Annotated in this window: 21 protein-coding genes and 1 pseudogene; 13 read left to right on the forward strand and 9 right to left on the reverse strand. The window is 56.7% G+C overall.

What is annotated here, in order from left to right; genetic code table 11:
* Window positions 1–20 precede the first annotated feature (20 nt).
* The 3 genes from Mag101_RS03490 to Mag101_RS03500 are packed head-to-tail and all read right to left on the reverse strand — an operon-like array spanning window position 21 to window position 3331.
* Window positions 21–1367, reverse strand: coding sequence for a sodium-dependent transporter (locus Mag101_RS03490; RefSeq protein WP_077400868.1), 1347 nt, complete (start codon window positions 1365–1367; stop codon window positions 21–23).
* Window positions 1368–1412: 45 nt separating this feature from the next.
* Window positions 1413–1892 carry an SsrA-binding protein SmpB gene (gene smpB, locus Mag101_RS03495; protein ID WP_077400871.1) on the reverse strand — a complete coding sequence of 160 codons (480 nt, stop codon included), beginning with the start codon at window positions 1890–1892 and terminating at the stop codon, window positions 1413–1415.
* Between the two features lie 20 nt (window positions 1893–1912).
* Window positions 1913–3331, reverse strand: coding sequence for a sodium-dependent transporter (locus Mag101_RS03500; protein ID WP_077400874.1), 1419 nt, complete (start codon window positions 3329–3331; stop codon window positions 1913–1915).
* 266 nt (window positions 3332–3597) lie between these two features.
* Between Mag101_RS03500 and Mag101_RS03505 the strand changes: the two genes are divergently transcribed.
* Complete coding sequence (locus Mag101_RS03505) at window positions 3598–4038, forward strand: type II toxin-antitoxin system RatA family toxin (protein ID WP_077400877.1); 441 nt, start codon at window positions 3598–3600, stop codon at window positions 4036–4038.
* On the forward strand, window positions 4035–4364 hold the full coding sequence (locus Mag101_RS03510) for an RnfH family protein (protein WP_077400879.1): 330 nt from the start codon (window positions 4035–4037) through the stop codon (window positions 4362–4364). The genes Mag101_RS03505 and Mag101_RS03510 overlap by 4 nt, the downstream gene beginning before the upstream one ends.
* Window positions 4365–4391: 27 nt before the next feature.
* Here Mag101_RS03510 and Mag101_RS03515 read toward each other — a convergent pair whose 3' ends face one another.
* Window positions 4392–4736: an outer membrane protein assembly factor BamE gene (locus tag Mag101_RS03515; protein ID WP_077400882.1), complete on the reverse strand. Its 345-nt coding sequence runs from the start codon at window positions 4734–4736 to the stop codon at window positions 4392–4394.
* A 318-nt stretch (window positions 4737–5054) separates the two neighbouring features.
* Between Mag101_RS03515 and fur the strand changes: the two genes are divergently transcribed.
* Window positions 5055–5465, forward strand: a complete 411-nt coding sequence (gene fur / locus Mag101_RS03520; RefSeq protein ID WP_077400884.1) for a ferric iron uptake transcriptional regulator — start codon at window positions 5055–5057, stop codon at window positions 5463–5465.
* Between the two features lie 116 nt (window positions 5466–5581).
* Here the strand turns inward: fur and Mag101_RS03525 are convergent, their stop codons facing one another.
* Window positions 5582–6175 (reverse strand): lysophospholipid acyltransferase family protein, encoded by a 594-nt coding sequence (locus Mag101_RS03525; RefSeq protein WP_077408019.1) that lies wholly within the window; start codon window positions 6173–6175, stop codon window positions 5582–5584.
* Between the two features lie 157 nt (window positions 6176–6332).
* Complete coding sequence (gene recN / locus Mag101_RS03530) at window positions 6333–7985, reverse strand: DNA repair protein RecN (RefSeq protein WP_077400887.1); 1653 nt, start codon at window positions 7983–7985, stop codon at window positions 6333–6335.
* 373 nt (window positions 7986–8358) lie between these two features.
* On the opposite strand from recN, the gene grpE reads away from it, so the two are divergent.
* The 4 genes from grpE to Mag101_RS03550 all read left to right on the forward strand — a co-directional run bounded on the left by grpE (window position 8359) and on the right by Mag101_RS03550 (window position 13173).
* Complete coding sequence (grpE, locus tag Mag101_RS03535; RefSeq protein WP_077400890.1) at window positions 8359–8952, forward strand: nucleotide exchange factor GrpE; 594 nt, start codon at window positions 8359–8361, stop codon at window positions 8950–8952.
* 125 nt (window positions 8953–9077) lie between these two features.
* Window positions 9078–11021, forward strand: coding sequence for a molecular chaperone DnaK (gene dnaK / locus Mag101_RS03540; protein WP_077400893.1), 1944 nt, complete (start codon window positions 9078–9080; stop codon window positions 11019–11021).
* A 144-nt stretch (window positions 11022–11165) separates the two neighbouring features.
* On the forward strand, window positions 11166–12290 hold the full coding sequence (gene dnaJ, locus Mag101_RS03545) for a molecular chaperone DnaJ (RefSeq protein WP_077400896.1): 1125 nt from the start codon (window positions 11166–11168) through the stop codon (window positions 12288–12290).
* A gap of 163 nt (window positions 12291–12453) precedes the next feature.
* Window positions 12454–13173, forward strand: coding sequence for an NUDIX hydrolase (locus Mag101_RS03550; RefSeq protein WP_077400899.1), 720 nt, complete (start codon window positions 12454–12456; stop codon window positions 13171–13173).
* Between the two features lie 60 nt (window positions 13174–13233).
* Here Mag101_RS03550 and Mag101_RS03555 read toward each other — a convergent pair whose 3' ends face one another.
* Together Mag101_RS03555 and Mag101_RS03560 are read right to left on the reverse strand one after the other, a co-directional pair.
* Window positions 13234–14838, reverse strand: coding sequence for a glycoside hydrolase family 43 protein (locus tag Mag101_RS03555; protein ID WP_077400902.1), 1605 nt, complete (start codon window positions 14836–14838; stop codon window positions 13234–13236).
* A 2-nt stretch (window positions 14839–14840) separates the two neighbouring features.
* On the reverse strand, window positions 14841–16214 hold the full coding sequence (locus Mag101_RS03560) for a glycoside-pentoside-hexuronide (GPH):cation symporter (RefSeq protein ID WP_077400906.1): 1374 nt from the start codon (window positions 16212–16214) through the stop codon (window positions 14841–14843).
* A 358-nt stretch (window positions 16215–16572) separates the two neighbouring features.
* On the opposite strand from Mag101_RS03560, the gene Mag101_RS03565 reads away from it, so the two are divergent.
* Both Mag101_RS03565 and Mag101_RS03570 read left to right on the forward strand, forming a co-directional pair.
* On the forward strand, window positions 16573–17724 hold the full coding sequence (locus tag Mag101_RS03565) for an endo-1,4-beta-xylanase (RefSeq protein ID WP_077400910.1): 1152 nt from the start codon (window positions 16573–16575) through the stop codon (window positions 17722–17724).
* Window positions 17725–17905: 181 nt separating this feature from the next.
* Window positions 17906–20440, forward strand: coding sequence for a TonB-dependent receptor (locus tag Mag101_RS03570; protein ID WP_198040079.1), 2535 nt, complete (start codon window positions 17906–17908; stop codon window positions 20438–20440).
* 80 nt (window positions 20441–20520) lie between these two features.
* Here the strand turns inward: Mag101_RS03570 and Mag101_RS03575 are convergent, their stop codons facing one another.
* Window positions 20521–21015 carry a hypothetical protein gene (locus Mag101_RS03575; RefSeq protein ID WP_077400916.1) on the reverse strand — a complete coding sequence of 165 codons (495 nt, stop codon included), beginning with the start codon at window positions 21013–21015 and terminating at the stop codon, window positions 20521–20523.
* A gap of 194 nt (window positions 21016–21209) precedes the next feature.
* Here Mag101_RS03575 and dapB point away from each other — a divergent pair, with 194 nt between their 5' ends.
* From dapB to Mag101_RS03590, 4 genes and pseudogenes are all read left to right on the forward strand, one after another.
* Window positions 21210–22031, forward strand: a complete 822-nt coding sequence (gene dapB, locus Mag101_RS03580; RefSeq protein ID WP_077400919.1) for a 4-hydroxy-tetrahydrodipicolinate reductase — start codon at window positions 21210–21212, stop codon at window positions 22029–22031.
* Between the two features lie 30 nt (window positions 22032–22061).
* Window positions 22062–22415, forward strand: a pseudogene (locus tag Mag101_RS18100) (ATP-dependent zinc protease); the annotation flags it as partial.
* Between the two features lie 132 nt (window positions 22416–22547).
* Window positions 22548–23462, forward strand: coding sequence for a 30S ribosomal protein S6--L-glutamate ligase (rimK, locus tag Mag101_RS03585; protein WP_232325194.1), 915 nt, complete (start codon window positions 22548–22550; stop codon window positions 23460–23462).
* A gap of 142 nt (window positions 23463–23604) precedes the next feature.
* Window positions 23605–24204, forward strand: a complete 600-nt coding sequence (locus tag Mag101_RS03590) for a YfiR family protein (RefSeq protein ID WP_232325121.1) — start codon at window positions 23605–23607, stop codon at window positions 24202–24204.
* Window positions 24205–24672 lie beyond the last annotated feature (468 nt).

Here is a 24672-nt window from a genome sequence, read left to right on the forward strand (position 1 = left end):
CAGATAACCCGGACAGGCAGTTACAGCACGGTCTGCGCGAAGGCCGCGAGGATCAGCAGCGGGCACACGATGCGCACGTACCAGGGCCAGATTTTCCAGAACAGGGTGTTCTCGATACCTTCGTGGCCTTCCTGCATTTCCATCAGCAGCTGGTCGCGGCGCCAGATCCAGCCGGCAAAGATACACAGTGCCACACCCAGCAGCGGCTGGCCGTATTCGGTGCTGATGGAAATCACCAGGCCGAACAGGCTGTCGAAATTAAAGATGATCACGGTGCTGATCAGGAAAATAATCAGGCCCATCATCAGGGTGGCGGGCTTGCGCTTCAGGCCCAGGCTTTCGATAGAAAAGGCGACCGGCACTTCCAGCATGGAGATGGAGGAGGTGAGGGACGCGATGCTCATCAGGGCAAAGAAGGCGATGGCTACAAACAGGCCGGTGGTGCCCATGCTGTCGAACAGGGCCGGCAGTACCTGCAGGATCAGGCCCGGGCCGGCAATCAGGTCGCCCGCTTCGGAGAAGATCTGGGTACCGGCTTCCTGCGCCACATACATGGCCGGCAGGATCAGCAGGCCGGCGGTGAACGCGATACCCACGTCGATCAGGGTTACCAGCGCACCCAGGCGCGGCAAGCTTTCCTGTTTGCTCAGGTAGGAACCGTAAATCAGCATGGTGCCCACACCCAGTGACAGGGAGAAGAAGGCCTGGCCCATGGCCGACAGCAACAGTTCCGGCGAGAGTTTGCTGAAATCCGGGATCAGGTAGGCTTCGAGGCCCTGGAAGGCGCCGGGCTGCGCGAGCACGTACACGATCAGCAACAGCAACAACAGGATCAGTGACGGCATCAGCAGAGTGGACCAGCGCTCGATACCTTTCTCCACGCCGCTGGCAATAATCAGCATGGTGAAGCCGCTGAAAATGGCGGTAAAGGTGAAGTTGCGGGCGGTGCTGTCGCCGGTCATCCAGGCGGCGGCTTCTTTCGCGCCGACTAAGGTGGCAACCGGGTCTGCCAGGTGGGCAACCATCCAGCCAGCGACGATGGCGTAGAAGCTCAGAATCAGGGAGGCGACGAGAATGCCACCGAGACCGGTGAGGGTACCGGCGGCGCGGCTGACCGGGCCCGGGGAAATCTCCCGCAACGCTTTTACCATGTTGCTGCGCGCGTAGCGGCCGATGGCGAGTTCCGCCATCAGCACCGGGTAGGCCAGCAGGAAGGCAAGTACCAGGTAGATCACCACAAACGCGGCACCACCGTTGGCGGCGACGTTGGTGGGGAAGCCCCAGATATTGCCGAGGCCGACGGCGGAGCCGGCGGCGGCCATCAGGAAGCCGAAGTTAGAACTGAACTGTCCTCGCGGTGCACTCATGCTAAATCTCGTCGTTATTGTTCTGTTGTTTAAGTGAGTTGCGGATTAACGGTGGTCGCTGCGCATCAGGCGCTGTTTCTGGCGGTTCCAATCCCGTTCTCGCTCGGTCTCGCGCTTGTCGTGGCCGGCTTTACCCTTGGCCAGAGCGATCTCGCACTTGATCAGGTGTTGCTTCCAGTAGATCGCGGTACACACACAGGCGTAACCTTTCTGGTTGACCGCCGCCACCAGTTTGGCGATCTCGCGCTTGTTCAGCAGCAGCCGGCGGGTGCGGTCTGGCTCGGTAACGAAGTGGGTCGAGGCGCTGGGGAGCGGCTGAATGCGCGCACCCAGCAGCCACGCCTGGCCGTCTTTGAACAGCACGTAACTATCGGTGAGCTGGGCCTTGCCCTCGCGGCAGGACTTTACTTCCCAGCCCTGCAGCTCCATTCCCGCCTCAAACTTTTCCTCGATAAAGTAATCGTGCTTCGCCTTCTTGTTGAGGGCGATGGTGTTTGAGGACGGGGCCTTTTTCTTTTTGGCCATGAATACAACGTTGCCTGAGTTTAGAAGAAGCTATACCCGAAGTACTTCTCGGCCACTGTGTTGATGAATACCAGCAACAGGATCAGCGGGATAAAAGTACCGAGGGAAAAGTTCACATATTTCTGGGAGAGGGTACCGGCAAAGCCACTGTCACCCTCCTGGAGTTCGGCATCAAAGTTGGACTTCTTCCATTTGTAGATCACAAACAGGCAGACCAGCAGGCCGTTCAGCGGCAGGATTGTAGAGTAGAAGATCAGTTCTACAAGATCAAAGAACGACTTATTTTCACCAGCGATTGATACGAACTGGGTCAGCCAGCCGGCCATACCGAAAGACATGGCGCAGGCGATGGCGAGTACCAGCTGTGCACCAGCCACGGTGTAGATGGCTTTCTTACGCTCCATGCCTTTTTCGTCACACAGGGTAGCGACGGGTACTTCGATGATCGACACCAGAGAGGTGATGGCGGCAACCAGTACCAGGAAGAAGAACACCGAGGCAAAGGCGCTTGCACCGAAGTAGCCGATGTTGTCCTGCAGCGCGTAGAAAATCTTCGGCAGGAACAGGAAGATCATGCCCGCGGATGAGTCGCTCAATTCAGCGGGGTCGATCTGCGGGTTGAAGTGGAAAATGGTCGGCAGGATCAGCAGGCCCGCGGTGAACGCCACCATGGTGTCGGTGAGCGCAACGGCTTTCGCAGAGCCGGGAATCGCGTCCCGCTTCTTCATGTAGGAGCCGTAGGTGATCATGATGCCCATACCCAGCGACAGCGAGAAGAAGGCCTGTGCCATCGCGTTATTCACGACTTCCGCATTCAGCTTGGAGAGGTCTGGGGTCAGGTAGTATTTCACTCCCAGCATGGCGTTCTCTTGCGAGAGAACGAAGATCACCAGACCCACCAGCATCACGAACAGCATGGGCATCAGGGTTTTGGCGGCGCGCTCAATACCGTCTTTAACACCCATTGCCAAGATGCCATTGATTACCAGCATCATCACGATCAGGTATGCGAACACGATCGGTGAGTTGATAAATTGGCCGAAGTATTCGCCGCTGGCCAGCTGGTCCAGGTTGCCGGTCAGGGTGGCGAGCAGGTAGCCGAGGACCCACACGGTGACCACGATATAGAATACCGCGATCATGAACGGGGTGAGCAGGGCCAGCCAGCCCGGGATGCGCCAAAGTCGGGAGCCGCCAGAAAGCTGGCGGTAAGCGCCCACCGGGTCTTTTTCGGTTCTGCGGCCGAGCGCCAGCTCAGCCATCATCACCGGCAGGCAGATCAGGAAAACGAACAGCGCATACACCAGCAGAAAGGCACCACCGCCACTTTTGGTTGCGGCCACGGGGAAGGCCACCAGGTTGCCAATACCGACGGCAGAGCCGGCGGCGGCCAGAATAAAACCGATTCGGGAGCCAAAATGTTCTCTAGCTGCGGACATAGATTTCTCGCTTGCCTGTTATTCTTGTCATCTGAGTGATTGCCGTAGCCACGCTGGGCGCCCCTGGGTCGTACATAAAAAGTACAGGTCCCGCAGAGGATGGTCTGGGCAATAACGGTCGAGTCTGCAGAGCAGATAAAGAATGAATTGTTGCAGGATTTATCCGCCTTGAGTAGCGTCGCGGGCGAAATTTGCCTCCTGTATCGCTAGATAGATAAGAATCCGGCCTCTATGGCGCAAGTCGTGAGTGATGAAAAAGATACCCGATGACAAAAATTGAACGCAGTGCACTGGTGATGTTCAGTGCGGAACAGATGTATGACCTGGTCAACGACGTGGCCAGTTACCCGCAGTTTTTGCCGGGATGCCGCAGTGCGGAAGTGCTGCATCAGGATGAAACAACCCTGGAGGCGCGGCTCGATCTATCGCGCGCGGGAATCAGCCAGAGCTTCACCACCCGCAATGGTTTGCAGCGTCCAACACAAATGACACTGGAGCTGGTAGACGGGCCGTTTAGTTCCTTTAACGGTTGCTGGACCTTTACCCCGCTTGCCGAAGATGCCTGCAAAGTGGCTTTTACCCTGTCGTTTGATGTAGAAAACCGCCTGCTAGGGGCTGCGGCGGGCAAGCTGTTCGGCGGTATTGCCAATCAGATGGTGGACGCCATGTGTGAACGGGCCAAGAAGATTTACGGAGAGAATGCATGAGCAACCAGAAAACGATTGCGGTGGAAGTGGTGTACGCACTGCCCCATGAACAACGTCTTATGAGCCTGCTGGTAGAGCCCGGTACCACTGCGTTGCAGGCACTGGAGCAGTCCGGCATCCCGCGTGAGTACCCGGAAGTGGACCTGGCCACTGTGAAACTGGGTATTTTTGGTCAGGCGCTGGGCACCAAGGGGCTGGCGGTAGCTGCAGAATATGTATTGCAGCCGGGAGATCGGGTGGAGGTTTACCGGCCGCTGATCGCGGACCCGAAAGAGGCGCGCAAGCAGCGGGCGGCAAAGGCGAAGCGTCAGGCCGAGGGAGGCTGACGCCGTCTGCGCAGAGGGCGTAGGGGCTTAAGGCCAGCCGACCGGCTGCCAGTCGCCACTGGTGGCAATCAGCAGGTCGCCATTGAAGTAGACGGTAAAGCGCTGCTGGCTTTCTTCACCCTTGGGGCTGCGAATGCGGTTGATATAGTCCCAGCGGTTGGGATTGAAGGTGTCTTCAATCAGCGGGGTGCCTAGTACAAAGCGCACCTGGCGACGGGTCATGCCCGGCTGCAGCTTGTCGACCATTTCCTGGGTAATGATATTGCCCTGCTGAACCTGAATCCGGTGTACCCCGGGGAATTTGAACAGGCTACAACCGGTAACCAGGCTAACCAGCCCGGCGATCAGCAGAATGCGTACAACTGATGGCATTGAATGCTCCATCTGAATTTTTATGGTTCCGTAATGGGGCCCATTGCTAGGCCTTTGGTGGATTCAGCGCCCCGCGCTGCCGGCCGACGGAGATGCTGCCCGACGGTGAGATGCCGCCCTGACAGAGAATAGTCGCCTTTCCGGCGATTAAGTTCCCGGCCTGTCGGCCTAAACCGCATACTGGGTGCCAGCACCTCGGATCACGAATCCGGGTGTCGGGGTTTCGCTGTCCACCTTGGGCGTGGATAATACCCGAACTATTCGCCCGTCGACAGGCGGACGATCAATAGAGCATAAAGATCCGGAACTTGAATACCCATGTCTAACGAAAACCAGGAACTGCGCAAGGCTGGCCTTAAGGTCACGCTGCCGCGTGTAAAAATTCTGCAGCTGCTTGAGAGCGCCAGCGAACAACATCTGAGTGCGGAAGATGTGTACAAAATGCTGCTGGAGGCCGGTGAAGATGTGGGCCTGGCGACTGTTTACCGGGTATTGACCCAGTTTGAGAGTGCCGGGCTGGTGATGCGCCACAACTTCGATGGCGGCCACTCTGTATTCGAACTGGACCGCGGCGACCACCACGACCACATGGTGTGCACCGATTCCGGCAAGGTCATCGAATTCCACAATGAGCAGATCGAAGAGCTGCAGCACAAGATCGCGGCCGAGCACGGTTACGAGCTGACCGGCCACAGCCTGGTGCTGTACGTGAAGAAGAAAGAGAGCTGATCGGCCAGTACTGATCACACAGCCCAGGCATCAAGGTCTGGGCCAATAAAACCAATAAAAAAGGGAGCGATGGCTCCCTTTTTTATTGGCGAATTTTCGATCACTGGTGCTGAGGCTTAAATGGGCGGTGTGTAATCGCTCTGGTGCTTGCCTTTCTTATTGGCGTAAAACGCGCCCAGCTGCTTCAGGTCTTCTTCCAGGTTGTCGCTCATTTCCATCACCGGGCCAATGCCGGCGACCTTGTTCGGAAAGTCGACAAAACCACAGGCCACCGGAATCGCAGCGCCCCGGGCGATATGGTAGAAGCCAGTTTTCCAGCGCTCGGACTTGCCGCGGGTGCCTTCCGGAGGGATGCCGATGACCAGTTCTTCGTGGGCGTTGTACTGGTTAATGGTGGCGTCTACCAGGTTGTTTGCTTTGCTGCGGTCGACGGGAATGCCGCCAAACCAGCGCACCACTCCCCCCAGAGGAAACGGGAACAGCTTGTCTTTGCCCATCCAGTGCGGGTTTATCCCCAGTTTCAGCGCCGCCAGAATAAAGATGTATCCATCCCAGTTGGAGGTGTGAGGGGCGGCAATGAGGACATACTTTTTCAGTTTCATCGCCTGCTCGTCGGCGACGATGTTCCAGCCGTGTAGCTTCAGTAGCAGCTTGGCGATCAAACGCAGGAATGGCGTGATAATGGGGGTGTTGAAAATCGTGGTTTGCATGGTGAGACCGAATTGATTCCCGTCAGTGTAGTCGTATCCGCCGTAGCGGGCGCGGGAGTATAAAGTGAATTTTCCGCCACTTTCGGTCAATTTCGGTCCCGAAGGCCGCTTAATTGTGACTGCTTAGCCGAGTTTCCCCCCGGTCGAGGGCCCTCGATCAGGCCCGAGCCAGCATCTCTTCCGCGTGCGCCAGGGACTGCGCGGTAGCCTCGCCACCGAGCATGCGTGCCACCTCGGCACTGCGTTCTGCATCCTTCAGTTCCCGCAGGGCCACGAATGCCGCTTCGCCATCGCTGTGCTTCTCCACCAGATACTGACGGTGTGCGCGCGCGGCGACTTGGGCAAGGTGGGTCACGCAGATAACCTGGCCGCGCTCGCCCAGCTGGCGTAGCAGTTTGCCCACCACATCGCCGGTAGCGCCGCCAATACCCACATCCACTTCATCAAACACCAGCGTGGGGGTGCGCGAGGTTTGCGCAGTGACGACCTGAATTGCCAAGCTCACCCGCGACAGTTCACCACCGGAGGCAATTTTACCGAGTGCCCGCGCCGGCTGGCCGGGGTTGGTGGCGATCAGGATTTCCACTTCTTCGAGGCCTGTAGCGGTGGGCTTTTCCAGCGCAGTGAGCGCCAACTCGACGCGGGCGTGGGGCATCGCCAGATCGGCGAGCTGGCTGTTTACCGCGTCCGCCAGTTTTTTTGCTGCCGCGATGCGGAGCTTGCTGAGTTTGCCGGCGGCCGCCCGGAACGCCTGCTCCAGTTGCTCGCATTCGCCGGCCAGTTTATCGAGCGCGTCGGGTGCGCCGATCTCCTCCAGCTCCTGCTGCCATTGCTGTTGCAGCTCGGCGAGCTGGGCTGGCTGAATCCGGTGTTTGCGGGCAATGGAATAGATGGCCGAAAGGCGCTCTTCCACCTCCGTCAGGCGTTCGGGGTTCATTTCAAAGGTATCGATATGCCGCGACAGGGTGCTGCCGGCTTCATCGATCTGGATGCGCGCGCTGTCGAGCATCTGTGCCACCTCGGCCAGAGCCGGGCTTTGTTCGGGCATTGCGCTGACCAGCTGCAGGGCGCGGTGTAGCTGTTCGGCAATATCCCCTTCGCCACCGTTCAGCATGGCGGCCAGCTGATAGCTGCCGTTCAGGATGTCGCCAGCGTTGGCCAACTGGCGCTGCTCGCTCTCAAGCTCTTCCAGCTCGCCGGGTTTCAGGTCCAGTTGCGCCAGCTCTTCCAGCTGGTATTCCAGCAGGTCGCGGCGCGCTTGGGTTTCCTCGGCACTGTCTGCCAGGCGGCGGTAGCGGCGGTACTGGTCCTGCCAGGTTTTGTAGTGAATGCGCACTTCGGCGCTGTGCCCCTCGGCATGGGCGTATTCGTCCAGCAGGCGACGGTGGGTGTCTTTCTTCAGCAGCGACTGGTGTTCGTGCTGGCTGTGGATATCGATAAGCTGCTCGCCCAGGGTGCGCAACTGCATCAGGGTTACTGGCTGGCCATTGATATAGGCGCGGGAGCGGCCGTCGGCACTGATGGTGCGGCGCAGAATCACTTCGCGCTCGGCGTCCATCTCCTGGTCTTCCAGCCAGGTGCGAGCTTCCTCGTGGTTGCTGATATCGAAGGTAGCGTGGATATCGGCGCGTTTGGCACCGGCGCGCACCAGTTCGCCATTGCCCCGGTCACCCAGTGCCAGGCCAAGCGCATCCAGCGTAATGGATTTGCCGGCGCCGGTTTCACCGGTAAGGGTGCTGGTGCCGTGACCGAACTCCAGCTCCAGCTGGTCGACCAGGGTGAACTGACTGATGGACAGGTGCAGCAACATGGGAATGTATTCGTTGTTATTTCGATAGTGGTTGTTTATACAGTATTTGCACCAGGGGTTTCAATCTTCATGGGGTCTAATTGGGTGCAGATCACATTCGTCGCCGGCCAATCGCCACATTACCCTGCTTTCCCAAGGGGCTCTTCTCTTTCAGCTCGCTAGCTGCGCCTGTGGGTTCCGCCGGTGCCATGGTCAGCTGCGGCTGGTATCCATCAAGTGCGACTTGAAGTGTGCATGGATGATCCCCATATAACTTTCTCACCCGCGACGGGCCGGTATCGAACGGCCCTGTAGAGCGGGTTCTTTCTTTTGAACACCCAGCTGTGCCGTTGACGAACGGGCAGTTGACCGCAGGACACAGACGGAGAGAGCAGTGGCCAAAGAGCGCAGCGAAGAAGAGCAGATCGACACTGGTGATCAGGCGGCAGAAAACGCCGTCGAAGTAGAAAACCCGAGCGCTGAAGAGCAGCACGCCGCGGAAGAGGCGCTGACTGCAGAAAATGCGCAGGATGAGGAGATCGCCTCCCTCCATCAGCAGCTATCGGACCACAAAGACATGGTGATGCGCGCCCAGGCCGAGGTGCAGAATGCCCGCCGCCGCGCCCAGCAGGATGTGGAAAAAGCCCACAAGTTCGGCCAGGAAAAACTGCTGAAGGACCTGCTGCCGGTTGTGGATAACCTGGAGCGAGCCCTCGCCACCATCGACAAGGACGACGAAGCGCAAAAGGCGGTACGCGAAGGTATCGAGCTGACCCAGAAATCCTTTATCGACACCCTGACCAAGTCCGGTATGGAACTAATCGACCCGGCCGGCGAGCCCTTCGACCCGGAACTGCACCAGGCCATGACCCAGATCCCGAATGGCGATGTGGAGCCCAATACCGTGTTGGACGTGTTTCAGAAAGGCTATCGCCTGAACGGTCGCCTGTTGCGCCCGGCAATGGTCGTCGTCTCCAAGGCACCTTGATTTAGCGGCCGCCCTTGAAATGTGAAAGGCGGCACCAATATAAGCAGCAACCGAATACAAACGTGCAGCGCCGGTGACTGAAAATCGCGTAAAACCGGCGCGCAGCAAAGTGAGGAATTAGATCCATGGGAAAAATTATCGGCATCGACCTGGGTACTACCAACAGCTGTGTGGCAGTCCTGGACGGCGACAAGGCCCGCGTTATTGAGAACGCCGAGGGCGATCGCACCACCCCTTCCATCGTTGCCTTCACCGATGACAACGAAGTACTGGTAGGCCAGTCTGCCAAGCGTCAGGCGGTAACCAACCCGACCAACACCCTGTTCGCGGTGAAGCGTCTGATCGGCCGTAAGTTCAAAGACGACGTTGTGCAGAAAGACATCAAAATGGTGCCTTACTCCATCGTTGAAGCCGAAAACGGCGACGCCTGGGTAGAAGCGAAGGGCGACAAGAAAGCGCCGCCGCAGATCTCTGCCGAAGTACTGAAGAAGATGAAGAAAACCGCCGAGGACTTCCTGGGCGAGACCGTCGATGCGGCAGTAATTACCGTACCGGCCTACTTCAATGACTCCCAGCGCCAGGCGACCAAAGACGCCGGCCGCATTGCCGGTCTGGACGTTAAGCGCATCATCAACGAGCCGACCGCAGCCGCACTGGCATACGGTATGGACAAAGCCGGTGGTGACCGCACCATCGCCGTATACGACCTGGGTGGTGGTACCTTCGATATCTCCATCATCGAAATCGCCGACGTCGACGGTGAAAAGCAGTTTGAAGTACTGTCCACCAACGGTGACACCTTCCTCGGCGGTGAAGACTTCGACCTGCGCCTGATCGACTACCTCGCGGAAGAGTTCAAGAAAGAGCAGGGCATCGACCTGAAAGGTGATCCCCTGGCCATGCAGCGTCTGAAAGAAGCTGCCGAAAAAGCCAAGATCGAGCTGTCTTCCAGCCAGCAGACCGAAGTGAATCTGCCGTACATCACCGCAGACGCTACCGGTCCTAAGCACCTGGTTGTAAAACTGACCCGCGCCAAGCTGGAAAGCCTGGTAGAAGAACTGGTTGCGCGCTCCCTGGAGCCGGTTAAGACCGCACTGGCCGACGCCGACATGTCCGCATCCGGCATCGACGAAGTGATTCTGGTAGGCGGTCAGACCCGTATGCCACTGGTTCAGTCCAAGGTAACCGAGTTCTTCGGTAAAGAGCCGCGTAAAGACGTCAACCCGGATGAAGCCGTTGCCGTTGGCGCAGCGATTCAGGGTGCGGTACTGGGCGGCGACGTGAAAGACGTACTGCTGCTGGACGTAACCCCGCTGACCCTGGGTATCGAAACCATGGGTGGCGTGGCGACTCCGCTGATCGAAAAGAACACCACTATCCCGACCAAGAAGTCTCAGGTGTTCTCTACCGCCGACGACAACCAGACTGCAGTGACCATTCACGTAGTTCAGGGTGAGCGTAAGCAGGCGGCACAGAACAAGTCCCTGGGCCGTTTCGACCTGGCTGACATCCCGCCGGCGCCGCGCGGCATGCCGCAGATCGAAGTAACCTTCGATATCGATGCCAACGGCATTCTGCACGTGCACGCCAAAGACAAGGCGACTGGCAAAGAGCAGTCCATCGTGATCAAGGCCTCCTCCGGTCTGTCCGATGATGAGATCGAAAAAATGGTTCAGGATGCCGAGGCCAATGCCGAAGCGGATAAGCAGTTCGAAGAGCTGGTAACCGCGCGCAACACCCTCGACGGTCTGATCTCTGCCACCAAGAAGACGCTGGAAGAGGCCGGTGACAAGGTGACTGCGGACGAGAAGACCGCCATCGAAGCCGCGCTGACCGAAGCCGAAGAAGCCGTGAAAGGCAACGACAAGGCCGCCATGGAAGCGGCGACCACCAAGCTGACCGAAGCGTCTGGCCCGGTTGCACAGAAGATGTACGCGGAGCAGGCGCAGGCACAGGCCGGCGAAGCGGGTGCCGAACAGCCGCAGGGCGAGCAAGCCCAGTCCGGTGGTGACGACGCAGTGGACGCAGAGTTCGAAGAAGTAAAAGACGACAAGAAAGAAGACAAGTAAGATACAGCCGCCGCTGGGATTCCGGCGGCGTCCTGAAGCTTACGCCTTCAGAGGCGCGGACGTTCGGTCATCAGAACCGGGCTTCGCGCCTTGCGCCGTTTTAAGGCGTGCCTAAAAAGCAGTTGAAACAGAACACACAGAGCTATGTCCAAACGCGATTACTACGAAGTCCTCGGCGTCAGCAAAGGCGCCGATGATAAGGAGCTGAAAAAGGCTTACCGCCGGGTGGCGATGAAATTTCACCCGGACCGCAACCCCGACGATAAAGAGGCGGAAAACAAGTTCAAGGAGGCCAATGAGGCCTACGAGATCCTGTCCGACCCTCAGAAGAAGGCGGCCTATGACCAGTTCGGTCACGCCGGAGTCGATGGTCAGGCGGGCGCCGGTGCCGGTGGCTTCGGCGGCTTCTCCGATATCTTCGGTGATGTGTTTGGCGATATCTTTGGTGGCGCCGCCGGTGGTGGCGGCCGTCGTGGTCCGGCGCGCGGTTCCGACCTGCGCTACGACCTGGACCTGGACCTGGAAGACGCGGTGCGCGGCACCACCGTCAAGATCAAGGTCCCGACCCTGACCAACTGTGGCACCTGCCACGGTTCCGGTGCCAAGCCGGGTACCCAGCCCCAGACCTGTGGCACCTGTGGTGGCGCCGGTCAGGTGCGTATGCAGCAGGGCTTTTTCTCTGTACAGCAAACCTGCCCCAATTGTCGCGGACGCGGCACGGTCATTACCGACCCCTGCACCGACTGTCACGGTCGTGGTCGTATCGAAGAAACCAAAACCCTGTCGGTCAAGGTACCGCCGGGTGTGGATTCCGGTGATCGTATTCGCCTCGCCGGCGAGGGTGAGGCCGGGCCAGACGGCGGCCCCGCCGGTGACCTGTATGTACAGGTGATGGTGCGCGAACACGAGTTGTTCCAGCGCGATGGCAAAAACCTGTACTGCGAAGTACCCATTAGTTTTGCCACTGCGGCCCTCGGCGGTGAAATGGAAGTACCTACCCTGGATGGCAAGGTCAAACTGAAGATCCCGGCAGAAAGCCAGACAGGCAAGCTGTTCCGTCTGCGTGGCAAGGGTGTTACCCCGGTGCGCGGTGGTTCCCCGGGCGACCTGCTGTGCCGTGTTGTGGTGGAAACCCCGATTAACCTGTCCAGCAAGCAAAAAGAACTGTTAGAAGAGTTCGCCAGTACTTTGAGCGAGAAGAAAAACTCCCCGCGTCAGACCGGTTGGTTTGAAGGGGTGAAGAACTTCTTTGGTGATATGAAGCTCTGATTTTTACCAGCCTGATTCCTGCCAGTGTGACCTGGCCCGGATTGGTTACAGAAAGCCCCGCAATAGCGGGGCTTTTTTGTTTGTGTTGTCGCCCTGACATGGACTTGCAGGGAAGTTCCCCTGTAGACTTTTTGCTCCATGTGTTTCCGGTTCAGAACTCCAGATGGCAACAAAAACCGCTAAGAAAGTCCCTGCAAGCCGCCAGCATGCAGAAGCCAGTCATATCCTTACTGTGGATAATGTCATTTTCGGATGCGACGACGGCGAGTTGAAGGTGCTGCTGGTCAAGCACGGTGAAGGGAGTAGTGCTGGCAAGTGGGGCTTGCCTGGTGACTGGTTACAGCAAGGTGAAACACTGGAGCAGGCTGCCAGTCGTGTGTTACTCGACCGCGCCGGCGTACGAAATATATTTCTCGAGCAATTACATACCTTCAGCGATCTGAATCGCTATCCGGAAACGCGTATTATCACCACCGCGTATTACGCGCTTATTCGTCCCGAGGACTATCAATTGGTCGTCGGCGCATCAGAGCTCGATGCGCAGTGGTTCCCGGTGAAAAAAGTACCGCCACTGATTTTCGATCACAAAACCATTCTTGCTTATGGTCTGCGTCATCTGAAACATAAAGTTCGCCACGAGCCGATCGGTTTCAATCTGTTGCCGAAAAAATTCACGCTTTATGAGCTGCAAAGGCTCTATGAGGCGGTGCTTGATGTGGTTCTGGATAAGCCGAATTTCCGCCGCAAGATGATGAAAATGAACCTGCTGATGGCAACGGAAGAAAAGCAGTCTGGGGTTACCCATCGAGCTGCCACGCTATACCGTTTTGACCGCAAGGTATATCGGGAACTGACCGAACAGGGTTTTGTTTTCGAGGTATAAAAAAGTCCGGGCAGGCACAACTACCCGGACAAAGGTTAGGCTCTTCGGGAGGTCTAAAGACTATCGAGCCTGATACTTAAAATATGCAAAGTCGGCCGGCTTGCTCGTGCCGGAAATGTCCTGACAACACATGCCCACAAACGCGCCGGTAAAGCTGGCTCCTTCCCCTTTCCCTGCCTCGTCTGAGACGATGCTGTGGTCCAGGCTCGCGCCAACGGCTTGCCAGTTTTCACCATCCGCAGACCAGTAGAAGGTAAGTTCGGCTTCGTTCACATCGCTGCGTAAATGAATGGGCGTGCCTTCGGGAATAGAAATGACTTCTTCCTCGGTTCCCGACAGGGGGAAGTGCAGTGCTTCGCTGGGGTCGCCAAGGCAACTCATGATTGCCAGGTGTCGTCCGTGCTCTTCACTGTGGGAAATGTATAGGTAGTGGAATTTGTGTGCGTTGTAATAGCACACCAGTCCGGCCATCTGCTGATAGTTTTCCGGCGCAAACTCCACACTGGTACTGGCACTGAAACACCAGTGCTCCTGTCGCCGTGCGATAAGGGCCTGTTCAAAGTGGTTACCAATGGAGCGTTTGCCACGCAGGCGTAAATAGCCCGGGCGTTCTTCCAGACTCATGAACGATTCCGGGAACGGCGTGCGCAGCCACTGATAGTGCATCGGCAGCTGTGCGGAATTGAATTCATCAAATGTAGTTGTAGCTTCAGCAGATTGCTCGCCCATTTCGAGATCTGGCTCTGCAAATTCCTCTTCGGCGTAGCTACCACCATGGCTGAGACGGAGCCAGCCGTCCGAGCCCCACTCCGCACGCTGCAGGGCGGTTTCCCTACCCAACGGGCAACGACGAATCTCGGGGAGTGGGCGCCCGCACAGGAAGACCGCAAAGACTTCACCAGAAGGTGTTTCGACAATATCACCGTGCCCACAGCGCTGTAGGGGCAATTCCGGATGATCCACTGCCGTGACGAAATACCCGTTGGGGTCCACCTCATAGGGGCCGGTGATCTCTTTGGCGCGTGCAAATGTCATTCGGTGTTCATAGCCTGTGCCGCCTTCCGCCGTAAGCAAATAGTAGTAACCATTTCTGCGATAGAGGTGGGGTGCTTCAGTAAGGCCGGCTTCAGTACCGAGGAAAATATTCTGCGGTGTGCCTATTAGACGTTTCTGCTGAGCGTCATACTCTTGCAGCAGAATCCCGGCGAAACGATTTTTCCCGGGGCGGTGGTCCCACACCATATTCAGCAACCATTTTTTGCCGTCGTCGTCATGGAACATCGATGGGTCAAAGCCGCTGCTATTCAGATACACCGGGTCAGACCACTCGCCGTCAATTGTTTCGCAGGTGGTGAGGAAATTATCCACATCCTTGTAGTCACCCTCGAAGCGCCGGACATTGCTGTAGATCAGGTGAAACAACCCGTCGCTATAGGAAAGGCAGGGCGCCCAGACACCGCAGGAATCCGGATTGCCGCGCATATCCAGCAAGGCCGCACGGTTCAGTGGGCGGGCCATCAGCGTCCAGTTGATCAGGTCACGAGAGTGGTGAATCTGCACACCTGGGTACCATTCGAAGGTGGATGTCGCTATGTAGTAATCATCCCCCACGCGTACGATGGAAGGGTCAGGATTAAAGCCTTTTAAAATAGGATTGCTTGGCATTATTAGGTACCACTTGCTTGGGAAAGTGTTGGCTGGGAAGTTGCTTCCCGTTGTGAAGAGATAGCGTTTTCAATGACGCTGCTTGTTAATCGGTAGTGGCGCATTAGCCACCAGGCACCGAGGCCGCACAGCACCGGGCCACCGGCATAAATAACCAATATGCCTGTTAGGGCGAGTGGGCTTTGCTCCACATTGGGGACGTATCCAAACGCCGCCAAAAGCCATCCTGCACAGGCGCCGCCGACGGCCAGGCCGAGCTTCAGGGCCATGAGATGACCGGAGTAACCCATTGCCATGCTTTGACCGAGTCCTTGCCGGTTACCGTCATCAACCGTGTCGGCAACCATCGAGAACAGCAGAGGAATGGTGATCATGTGGACAAAATTGGCGATGAGCGACAGCGTCAATGCCCACCAGAACTGATTGCCATCCAAGGGTAAGAGGAACAGATGGCAGGCGATATTTACGGCGAGAGCCCAGCGAAAGAGTTGTACTTTGCAGTAGCGGCGAATGAGTACATTGGTCGCCAGTGCGCCGGCAACACCGGCCAGCATCCCCACGGTGATAAAGGTGCCGATCCAATTCGGCATGCCGAAGAAGTACTGCACATAGAATGGGGTAACCGCACCGCGCATGGCCACCAGTACCAACAGGAGAAACGTACTGGCCGCGATCAGGTTCCACTGATGGTTTTGAAACAAGTTCAAAAAATCCCGACCGATACTGCGTGCGCCACTAGGTTGCGATACCGTCACACGCTCTCGAGTGGTGGCGAAGCAAATGAAGAAGCACAGGCATGCAACTCCCGCCAGTGCCGCAACACTCAACTGGAACCCCCGGGCCTTGTCTCCCTGGCCGAAAAAATCCACCAGCGGCAACATGGCCGCGGATACCAATACCCCACCAACCATGGCCATCGCGAACCGATAGGTTTGTACCGAAGTGCGCTCTCTGACATCCGAAGAAATCACCCCGCCAAGGGCTGAGTAGGGAATATTGATTGCGGTATACACCGTCATCAGTAACAGGTAGGTCACGTAGGCGTAGATCAGCTTTCCCTGGGCTCCCAGGTCTGGAGTGGAAAACGCGAGGATCGCCAGGGCGCCGTAAGGTAGGGCCAGTAATAACAGGTAAGGACGGTAGCTCCCCCAGCGGGTGCGTGTGCGGTCTGCGATACCTCCCATTAATGGGTCGGTGATGCCATCAAAGAGCCGAACGACCAATAGCAGGGTGCCCGCAGCGGCCGCGGAAATCCCGAACACGTCGGTGTAGAACATCAAAAGGAAATTGACCACGACCTGAAAGACAATATTGCTGGCTGTGTCGCCTAGGCCATAGCCCACCTTTTCTTTCAGGCCAATTGTTGAACCCTGCATCGCTGAACGCTCCTTATGAGTAGGGGCCACCTTGAGATGGGCCCCTACTTCTTTTTATAGTCGAAATGACTATAACATCGTTTTTGTTGGGATCAACAGGGCTAATAGTCAAAAAAACTTTTTGAGATTTTCTCTTGACAAGTGATGTGTTGTTTTTAAATATAAGTCTAATAGTCAAAACGACTACAACAAGATTTTAATAAAGTTTCTAGAAGCGACCGGATACGCGATATGCGGGTCGTGGATAAGCGCGAGACAGCAGTTGTCGGGGAGAGCGAGCCCCTAATGGAAGTGCTGCAGGTTGCCGCCCAGCGTAGAATTAGCAATCAAAAACAATAAGTTAGAGCGATTTTCCAGGATGAAGAATTACAACCGAAGAGCCTTTCTGTCCTCCTCTGCCGCATTAATGGCGCTGGCGGGAGCGGCCTTTGCCGGAGCGACGTTGGGTAGTCGCTCCGCAAACAACTTGCGCGATCTGTTTGCCAGTGATTTTCGCGTTGGCACCGCACTCTCTAATCGCAGCCTCTCCGGCAGCAGTCCCGAGCTGGTTTCGCTGGTGCAGAAGGAGTTCAGTGCGATAACCGCGGAAAACGCCATGAAATGGGAATTGCTTCGGCCGACGTTGACCGAGTGGGATTGGCAGAAAGCCGACCGCCTGGTCCAGACAGGTGAGGCGGCGGGAATGCAGGTGATTGGCCATGTATTGGTTTGGCATTCCCAGGTGCCGGATGCCGTGTTTCGCGATGCCAGCGGTGCACCGCTAACAGCTTCGGCAACACTGGCACGGATGTCTGAGCATATCCAACACGTGATGGACCGTTATAAAGGCCGCGTTCAGGTATGGGATGTAGTCAACGAAGCTGTCGATGAAGGCAACGTCTGGCGAAAAAGCCACTGGCACACGCTGACCGATGGCGCCTATTTTCCGCGGGCCTTTGAGGTTGCCCATGAGGCAGATCCGGCAGCGCACCTGCTGTACAACGACTACAGCATGCATATTCCCGAAAAGCGGGACTTTATCCTGCAGCAATTAACCCGGTTTCGTCGTCAGGGCGTGCCAATTCATGGCGTTGGTATGCAGGCACACGTGCATCTGGAAGATCCGTCAATTGCTGAATTGGAGCGCAGTATCCAGGCGTATGCCCGTGCGGGGTTGCGCGTTCATATCACCGAGTTGGATGTAGATGTATTACCCAAGGCTTATGAATACATGGGCGCAGAGATTTCGAAAAGCTTTGCCTATTCCGATGCGTTGAATCCATTCGCCGATGGTTTACCACAAAAAGTTGCCGACCAGCTGGCGCGTCGCTACGAGCAACTTTTCCGCCTATTCCTGAAATATCGTGATGACATCGAGCGCGTTTCCATGTGGGGCACGGTCGATGGTGAGTCATGGAAAAACGATTGGCCGGTCCGCGGACGTACGAACTATCCGTTGTTATTCAACCGGGATGGCGAACGCAAAAGCGCTTACCACGCTGTGGCCAATTTGAAACGCAGTCAGGCTTGATTAAATGAGTTAGCTAGAACCGGTCAAGCGGAACTGCGCTGGTTCAGACGTAATGAATTTCCCGTTGTGGTGAGAGGGAGATGGGGATTTGAAAAAAATCCACGGCCGAAGAGGAGATCGGCCATCTATTTAATGATAACAATGAGAGATAACGATAATGAGAAAGCAAGCATATAAAAGGATGATGCTTCCTGTTGCGATCGCCTGCGCAATACAAGGTGTTTCGGCAAGTGCCCAGGAAGAGGTTGCGGAAGAACAAGGTGCGATTGAAGAGATCGTGGTGACGGTAAACCGTAAGGAACAGAAAATTCAGGATGTAGCCGGCGCGGTTCAGGCATTCGACCAGCAGGCGCTTGATGCCATGGGTGTGGGTGCCGATTTCACCGCGTTGCAAAACGTGATTCCCGGTGCGGTGATCAGCAACCAGGAAGGTAACGTAAACGTATCTATTCGCGGTGTGGGTTCAGCAGACAACACCGAACTGATCGACGCCTCTGTTGCCAACTTGCTGAATGGTGTCTATTTGCCGCGCGCACGCGGCATCGGTGCGATGTTTTACGACATCTCTCGCGTGGAAGTGAACAAAGGGCCGCAGGGCACCACGCGCGGACGCAATGCGGTAGGTGGCACCATGAATATTGTGGCCAATCGCCCCAATATGGATGGTTTCTACACCTCTGCACTACTTGAGGCGGGCGGCGATGCGCTGCAGCGCTATGAATTGATGGCGAACATGCCGCTGACAGACACGCTCGCAGTGCGTGCCGCGGGCTTCATGCGCAAGCAGGATTCCCAATATGAGAATGCCGGCCAGCCGGGCCTTGAACCTGCGGGCGCAATCGACGAGCAATCATTGCGCCTGTCTGCGCTGTGGGAGCCGAGTGATGCACTCAGCGTATATGCCGTGTATGACAGCACCAGTGAGGGTGGCACCGGGTACCCGGGGTTAAACTATTTCCCCGCGCTGGACAACGGTTACGATGTTTCAGATCTGGGTGATGATGCCCAAACAGGAATCTTCCGTGCGTGGCAGGGTGAAGTGGACTCCAGCCACGACGGCTTCATGGTACAGGTGCAATACGATTTCGGCGGCGTAACGGCCGAGTATATGGGGAGCAGCCGCGAAGTCGATTTCCGTCAAACCAATGCCGCAAACGATGGTGTTTTCTACCCCGGCGTTGAGCTGGGTAGCTTCGACAATTTTGGCGGCTTATGGTGGATTACACAGTCTGAATCGCAAACACACGAGTTGCGTCTTTCCTCTTCTGGCGACACCTTCGAGTGGGCAGCGGGTGTGTTCTTCTTTGATGAAGACCAGCAGTCGCTCCTGCTTTCCACTGCGGACAACAGTTTCTGTTGCTATTCCGCTACGGAATACGCAATGCCGGACGTGCAGGGTGAATCTCTCGCTTTTTATGCGGAGGCGACCTATCACCTGAATGACGAATCGCGCCTTACAGCAGGCATCCGCTCAACCGACGAGGAAAAGTCCCGCTGGGGCGTCGCGGGTAACTACGGTTTTGCCGCACCGCTGCAGCCGGACTGGAGCACGGGCACGCAATCTTTACGCTGGGCCACGCAAGGCTTCCAGTACGACCCGTTTAATGGCAACCGCGGAGATTACACGGTGCCAGACATCAGCGATGTGAACGATGTGGCTGCCTTTATGTCTGCGGCCGTTGAGCGCTGGGGCGATTCTGACAACCTGGATGACGTCTTTGCGCAGTGCCTTGGTGAGGATACCAGTGCTTGTCCGGCGGCTTCATTGAGCCTGAACGGTACCACCCTGACACAGCAGGATGGATACTATGAAGATAGCTTTGTTGACTACCGTCTCGGCTACGAGTGGGACCTGAACGATAGCAGTCTGGTATACGGCAATATTTCTACCGGCCACAAATCCGGCGGCTTCAACGATACCATCATCGTTCAGGGGGAGATGCTTTCGAATGCCTTCTCGCCAGAAAAATTGGTGATGTATGAAGTGGGTGCGAAAAACGAATTCGAGAACATTACGTTTAATGCTTCCGCCTTTTACTACGACTACACCGACTATGTAATGACGCAGTTGGTGGCCGTCGGCCCGGTGGTGGATGATCAGCCGCCGCCCACTTCGGCTCAGCGTCGCAATGTTGGTGAAGCGTCGATTACCGGCTTGGAGCTTTCTTCAACCTGGCATATCAACGACAACTGGCATATCGGCGGCAACTTGCTGTTCCTCGATGCGGAATTGACCAAGGCGGAAATCAGTGACTACCGCCAAGGCTGGGGTGCCAATCCGAATGTGGATATCAGTGGTAACAAGATGCCATTTTCTTCTGATGTAAACCTGAACATGTTCGTCAGTGGCGTGTTCCCGGTGCAGAACGGTCAGTATGACTTCACCCTGAGCTCAAGCTCGCGCTCGGATTACTATCTGTCTGCGTTTAACTCGCAAGGGTTCGACAGCGAAGGGAATCCTACCAGCCTGGATATGACACCAATTAATGGTTCGGTAGGTTCCGGCGATGGCTATTTCGATGAGGTGGAGGGGTATACCCTGTTCAATCTTGTGGCTGCACGACACTTCGATGAGCCGAATGTTCGTGTGGAAGGGTTTATCAACAACATTACCAATGAGATTGTTTCCACAAAGGCGATTATGTCGCCGAACCTCAACCTGCGCTTTATGACGAATCAGCGCACAGCGGGTATTCGGATTAAGTACAATATGTAAGAGAGAGGGGTGGCTCTAGTGGTGCCTCTCACGCGGAAAGCCCGGGTAGTGATGCCCGGGCTTTTTTGTGTCCAGAGGCGCTATCCCGAGGTGTTTTTGTCCAATTGTTTGCGGAACTCCTGGTGAAATTCCTGCTGAATTTGCTTGAGTACTTCCAGTTGTTCTTCGTTGAGTAGCTTGATCATTTCAACCCGTGTGGCGGCACGCGCTGCGATTATCTTTGCGTCCAGTGTTTCTCTCTGTTCCCGAGTGAGCGTCGGGATTTTTCCTTCACCAATTCCGTAATCTTGCAGAATGGAAAGTTGCAGCTCGAAGCTTTTCTCTAGTATTGGTAGTACTTTCTCCTCCTGCTGCGGTGTTAGCTTAAGCCGCAACGTGGTCCAGTCAGCGATGTCATCGTACTTCTCCCAGAAGTCAGAACTTTCTACATCGGTGGGTGGCACGTAGTCGGTTGCCTCATCAGGAGGTGAGGTCTTGTCGGTCGCTTCACCCGTTGAAACCAGAGCAAATAGCAGAAGAGCCACCAGCGCGGCGCACAGTGATGACAGGAAGGGGTGGTGAGACTTACGGGGCATGAGTGGCGCTCCAATCGACAGGTTACTAAAAGCCTAGTAGAGGAATGCCGTGCCGCAAGGCGTACCCGGGAGTCAGTAGGCGAAAGTTGCTGTTATTGGTCGTGGCACAGATTATTCAGTATTGCCCGGAGCCTAAACCGGAGTAGAATCCGCGGTTTTCGCCCCGCCGTAAAAACAGGAGAGTTACAGGGATCATGTCAGCAGGTACCACAGTAAATATTGCGATTACAGGATTTGGCGGCCGTATGGGCCGGGTACTGGCGGAGGCGGTGTCGTTTGCCGAGCAGGAAGGCAAGGCCAAGCTGAGCGGTGCCATTGTGCGCCCGGGCTCCAGCCTGGTGGGGGCGGACGCGGGTGAGGTCGCAGGGCTCGGGCGCAATGGCCTGGCAATCGTGGACAGCCTGGAGAAGGCCGAGTTTGATGTGCTGATCGATTTCACCTCTCCGCAAGCGACGCTGGATAACGCCGCCTACTGTGCTGAACACGGCAAGGCCATCGTGATCGGTACCACCGGGTTTACCGCGGAAGAGCGCGCGCAGATGCTGAGTGCCGGGGATAAGACGCCACTGTGCTTCGCCACCAATTTTTCCACCGGTGTGAATCTGTGCTTTAACTTACTGGAAACCGCTGCGCGGGTACTGGGCGACGACGTAGATATCGAAATCGTCGAGGCGCACCACCGTCACAAGGTGGATGCACCCTCAGGTACCGCGCTCAGCATGGGTGAGGTGATTGCCGATACCCTCGGACGCGATCTGTCCAAGGTGGCGGTGTACGGCCGCGAGGGGCAGACCGGCGCGCGCGAGCGCGAAACTATTGGCTTTGCCACGGTGCGCGGCGGCGATGTAGTGGGCGAGCACACGGTGTCTTTCCTCGCCGATGGTGAACGAATTGAAATTACCCACAAGGCAAGCAGCCGTCTGGCGTTTGCCCGTGGTGCGGTCCGCGCAGCGATCTGGTTAATCGGACGCGATGCCGGGCAATATGATATGCGTGACGTATTGGCGCTCAAATAACTTGGGCGCACTTTTGGGAGAGCGTTTTGCTTGGACAACAAAGTCATTGTTGGTAGTGAAGAATGGTGTGCCTTTCCGGGGCTAGGTATCCCGGCGATCAAGGCACGGGTGGACTCTGGGGCCAAAACCTCGAGTTTGCACGCTTATAACATCCAGCCATTCAATCGCGATGGCGAACCATGGGTGAGCTTTGAGGCGCACCCCCTGCAAGGTCAGCGCCGCCCGAGCGTTCGCTGTGAGGCCCGGGTACTGGATCGGCGCACGGTGCGCAGTTCTTCGGGAGAAAGCGAGAAGCGCCTGGTTATCAAGACCGCTATCAGTATTGGCGGCAGTGTCTGGGATGTGGAGCTGACCCTCACCAACCGTGACTCCATGGGCTACCGCATGCTGCTCGGCCGCGAGGCGATGATGGGGCGCATGCTGGTCGATCCATCGGAAAGTTTTTGTCTCGGTGATATTCCGCCGGGCCAATTGGCGGAGGTCTACCACGACGAGCAGCATATGGCTGGCACGGGGCTGCGTATCGGCGTGCTCGCGTCAAACCCGGATCTATACAGTAACCAGCGAATCATGGAAGCGGGCGCGGAGCGCGGTCACCGCATGACCTTCTTGAATATTCGCCAGTGCTACATGAAGCTGGATTCTGCCGAGCCAGAAGTGCATTACCGGGATGGCCGCATTCTCAATAGCCTGGATGCCGTTATTCCGCGTATTCGGCCGAGCCAAACGTTTTACGGTTGTGCATTGACCCGTCACTTCGAAAGTATGGGGGTGTACGCACTTAACGGTGCCCAGTCCATCAGCCAGTCCCGCGACAAGCTCTATTCACTGCAGCTGTTACAGGAAGGTGGGCTGAATATTCCGATTTCCGGTTTCGCCAACTCGCCGAGTGATACCAATGAATTGATCGATATGGTGGGCGGCGCCCCGCTGATCGTGAAGTTACTGGAGGGCACTCAGGGGCGGGGCGTGGTACTGGCGGAGACGCGCAAGGCGGCGGAGTCGGTAATCAACGCGTTCAAGTCGCTGAAGGCCAACCTGCTGGTGCAGGAGTTTATCCGTGAGGCACAGGGCAAGGACCTGCGTTTGTTTGTGGTCGACGGCAAGGTGATCGCGGCGATTCAGCGCGAGGCTGCGCCCGGGGAGTTCCGTGCCAATATCCACCAGGGTGGTACCGCGTCCGTTGTAAAGGTATTGCCTGAGGAGCGCCGGTTGGCCATCAAAGCAGCCAAGGTGTTGGGTTTGAAGGTGGCCGGCGTGGATATCATCCGTTCCAAGAAGGGGCCGCTGCTGCTGGAGGTAAACTCTTCGCCGGGCCTCGAAGGCATTGAGAGTGCCACCCGCAAGGATGTTGCGGGGTCGATGATTCTGTCGATTGAAAAGGCGCTGAAGTGGAAACCGGCCATTGTCGGGACGTCCGATAGCGCTTGATCCGGTATTGCCACCAAGTACTTTTTGGCGCTCACCTCGCGCTGCAGCGATGGTGAGCGCTGTCTGCGGATACTACCCTTTGGGTGAGCCCGCGTTGTACGTCCACAGTGTGGGGAAATCTTTGTTTTGGTGACCCCTAGTCATGTTGAAGTCAGCCTTTCATCACTCGCGCCGATCCAAGTCCATTGGGTGGCGACGTAGTGTTGTGGGCTTGTTGCTGGTTCTGGGGGTGATTACGGCGGCGCCTTCCGCTGCCGAGCAGCTCTCGGACACCGATCTCGGGCGCAAGGTAATGGTCGACTATATCGTCCACTTCGCCCACCACTTCCAATGGCCCATCGAGGTCTTTAACGGCTCCAACGCGCCTTTCCGCATCTGTGTGATGGGCGATGAGGCGCTGGTACCTGCGCTGACTGCACGTTTTCATCGCCACCGTATCCAGGGGCGTATGGTTGCGCTGGAGACTGTTAACGACGGTGAGACCATGCGCGCACGGCGTTGCCAGATTATGGTGATGGGCAGTGAGTTGGGCCTGGAGCCTGTGGCCAAGGCGGTGGGCGCCCTCGAGTTCTTCCCCGTGCTGACGGTGAGCGATGTCAGCCGCTTTAATCAGCTGGGGGGCATGGTGGAGTTTGCCGGCAGTGGCGCCAACATGTCGCTGCAGTTGAATAAGACGCGCCTCGATCGCGCCGAACTCAAGATGGGCGACAGCCTGTTCCGCCTGACACGCGAAGTGAATTAGTCGTCACTGGAGTCCAAGTGGCCCCAAATGCGGCGGCACTATGGGTTTTTCGTTGGCACTATGGATTTTTTGTTGTGGCGTAAATTTGTACTAGCGGACAACACCGTTTTCCCGTAGAATCTGCGCCCGGCTTGGAGAGGCCCCACAGTAGTTGCTCGCGCCATAATGGCCGCTGAGCCCGTGGCTTTCCTGCCAAAAATTGCGCCGGTGTTGGCGGTTAATTCTCGCCCACCAAACCATCGAGCTGGTTGCCGGCCAAACCGTGAGAGCCAAGGTGAAAGCCTCAGTGAGCGCCCGTGAAGAACTCTATAAATAAGCGAGATGAAGCAAAAGTTTCATCTCGCTTTTTTATAAAGGGCACAGGGTAAAAAGTTGCAGCTGAAACTTCGCCTGTTGTGGCACTGAAATGTGCGCCCTCTCAACCCGCCCGCAAGCTGTTCTGACGACTGGAGATTGAATTGAACAACG

Origin of the sequence: Microbulbifer agarilyticus (genome assembly GCF_001999945.1) — a bacterium.
GTDB lineage: Bacteria > Pseudomonadota > Gammaproteobacteria > Pseudomonadales > Cellvibrionaceae > Microbulbifer > Microbulbifer agarilyticus_A.